Raw genomic sequence first — 3234 nt, forward strand, 5'->3', positions numbered from 1 at the left:
AGATGAGTTGGAGTTTTTACTTAGAATGCTGTATGAAAAGGGAGAAGATGAAACTTTTAGATATATTAAAAATATGAAAAAAATTGGATACGTTTTTAAACAAGAAAAATTAGCTAAATAGATTTTTTCTATTTAACTAATTTTTTTTGATAATAAAATTGGAATAAAAAGTCACAGACAAATTAAAGTTTTATGCGATATAATATAAAATAGCATGTAATAGATATAGAAAGGGAAAAAAATATGATAACAGGAGAATTAAGAAACAAAGTAGACAAGATATGGGAAAATTTCTGGACAGGCGGGATTACAAACCCTCTAGAAGTTATAGAGCAATTTACATATCTTTTATTTATAAAAGGCTTAGATGACAATGAAACAATAAAAGAGAGCGAGGCATCATTTTTAGGATTGCCATTTGAAGGTACTTTTCCACAAGATAAGCAGCACTTGAGATGGAGCAAGTTTAAAAATGAAGAACCAACAGCTATGTACAATATAGTTGCAAATGAAGTATTTCCATTTATAAAAAATCTTCATGCAGACGGAAATTCAGCATACTCAAAATACATGGGAGATGCGATATTTAAAATACCTACACCTTCTATGCTTGCTAAAATAGTAGACGGAATAGACAAGCTAGAAATGGATAATAAAGATGATAATAAAGGTGATCTTTACGAATACTTACTATCAAAGGTTGCTACAGCAGGCACAAATGGCCAATTTAGAACGCCTAGACACATAATCGACATGATGGTTAAGCTGATGAAGCCAAATCCACAGGATATCATAGTCGACCCAGCAGCGGGGTCAGCTGGATTTTTAGTTTCAGCACAACATTATTTGAGAGAAAATCATCAGGAGTTATTTTTAGATGCAGATAAAAAGGATCATTTCAATAATACTATGTTCTACGGATTCGATATGGACAGAACTATGCTTAGAATAGGGGCTATGAATATGATGCTTCATGGCGTGGACAACCCAAATATCGAGTATAAGGATTCTCTTTCAGAAGTAAATGAAGACAATGATAAGTACACTTTAGTGCTTGCAAATCCACCATTTAAAGGGAGCCTAGATTATGAAGCTGTCAGTGCAGATTTGTTGAAAGTAACAAAGACTAAGAAAACTGAGTTATTATTTTTAGCGCTATTTTTAAGAATACTTAAAAAGGGTGGAAGATGTGCATCTATAGTTCCAGATGGAGTTTTATTTGGAAGCACAAAGGGACATAAGGACATCAGAAAAGAAATCGTCGAAAACAACAAATTAGAAGCGATAATATCAATGCCAAGTGGAGTATTTAAACCATATGCAGGGGTTTCTACTGCGATTATGATATTTACGAAGACTGGAAACGGCGGAACTGACAAGGTTTGGTTCTACGATATGAAGGCTGATGGGTATAGCTTAGATGATAAGAGAAATCCTATTGAGGATAATGATATAGATGATATAGTTGAGAGATTTAATAATCTAGATGGCGAGGTCGATAGAAAGAGAACTGAGCAAAGTTTCTTTGTAGATGTCGATGAGATTAGAGAGAATAATTACGATCTTTCTATTAATAAGTATAAGGAAATCGAGTATGAAGAAGTAGTTTATGAACCTTCTAGTGTGATTATAAATAAAATAAAACAGCTAGAAAAAGATATAATTATCGAAATAGAAAATTTAGAAAAAATGCTAGAGGTGTAGAACATGATTGAAAATATAAATAAAAAGAATGGGTGGAAAATAGAAGAACTTCCAAAATTAGTGTTTTTTCAAGAGGGACCAGGTGTTAGAAATAATCAATATACTGATTCAGGAGTTAAATTATTAAATGTTGCTAATTTAAAAGATGGTAATTTATATTTAGATAATACAGATAGGTATATTTCAGAAGAAGAGGCTTATGGAAAATATAAACATTTTCTTGTTGATGAGGGCGATTTAATTATAGCTAGTTCTGGAATAAAGGTTGAATATTTCGATAAAAAAATAGGCTTTGCCAAAAAAGAACATTTACCGTTATGTATGAATACAAGTACCATAAGATTTAAAACATTAGATGATAATATTTTAAATATAGAATATTTTGCTTATTTTTTAAAAACAAATTATTTTAAAAAACAAATTACTAGATTAATAACAGGATCCGCCCAATTAAATTTTGGACCAAGTCATTTAAAACAGATAAAGGTTATATTACCGCCTATAGATGTGCAGATTAAATTAGTTGAAGTTTTAGATAAGGCTCAAGAGTTAATAAATAAAAGAAAAGAACAAATAGAATTGCTAGATGAATTGGTTAAATCACGATTTATAGAGATGTTTGGTGATGTTATTATAAATAGTAAAAATTGGGATACAAATTTATTAGGTGAAATGTGTGAATTAAAAGCTGGAAAAAACATAAAGGCAAAATATATTTATAAAAATAATTCTAAAGATTTATATCCTTGCTACGGAGGAAATGGATTAAGAGGATATGTAGAAAAATATTCACATGAAGGAGAATTTAGTCTTATAGGCAGACAAGGTGCCTTATGTGGAAATGTAAAATATGTAAGAGGAAAGTTTTATGCTACAGAACATGCAGTTGTAGTAACGTCTAAAATAAAAATAAATAACTATTGGCTTTATTTTACACTTAAAGAATTAAATTTAAATAGATTATCAACTGGAGCTGCTCAACCTTGTCTTACAGTTGCCAAATTAAATAAGGTTGAAATTCCTAAACTACCTATAGAACTTCAAAATCAATTTGCAGATTTTGTTACGAAGATTGACAAATTGAAATTTGAAATGGAACAAAGCTTAAAAGAGTTAGAAGATAACTTTAATTCATTGATGCAAAAAGCTTTTAAAGGAGAGCTATTTGAATAAAATCTTTAATTAATAAAAAATGAATCTATTATAATTAAAAAATATGTACAAGATGATATAATCGAGTACATATTTTTTTTAAAATAAAAAAGTAGCTAGATAAAAAAAAACATGGTATTATTTACTTAAATAAGAAAATTAAGTAAATTTTTATTAAAAAGGAGGCGTTTATTTTATGGTAAAACAATTTAAAAAATGTGCATGTTTTTTAACTGTATTAAGCTTGTTATTTTCGTTTGGGTTTAGTTCAGGAGTTTCTTATGCAATTGAAAAACAAACTGTTTCAAAAGCACTGTCTAGTTCACAAGCAATGAGTGAAGACGATGAGCTTCAACAGTATTATTTAAATATTGATTG

3 protein-coding genes are annotated in these 3234 nt (G+C 29.3%); all 3 read left to right on the plus strand.

The features are described 5' to 3' along the window. Window positions 1-243 precede the first annotated feature (243 nt). Window positions 244-1704: a type I restriction-modification system subunit M gene (locus MR593_RS11610; protein WP_290693041.1), complete on the plus strand. Its 1461-nt coding sequence runs from the start codon at window positions 244-246 to the stop codon at window positions 1702-1704. A gap of 3 nt (window positions 1705-1707) precedes the next feature. Then, window positions 1708-2877: a restriction endonuclease subunit S gene (locus tag MR593_RS11615; RefSeq protein WP_290693043.1), complete on the plus strand. Its 1170-nt coding sequence runs from the start codon at window positions 1708-1710 to the stop codon at window positions 2875-2877. 175 nt (window positions 2878-3052) lie between these two features. Then, on the plus strand, window positions 3053-3234 hold a 182-nt coding region (locus MR593_RS11620), incomplete at its 3' end, for a hypothetical protein (RefSeq protein ID WP_290693045.1).

Origin of the sequence: Intestinibacter sp., assembly GCF_022780145.1 — a bacterium.
Taxonomy (GTDB): domain Bacteria; phylum Bacillota; class Clostridia; order Peptostreptococcales; family Peptostreptococcaceae; genus Intestinibacter.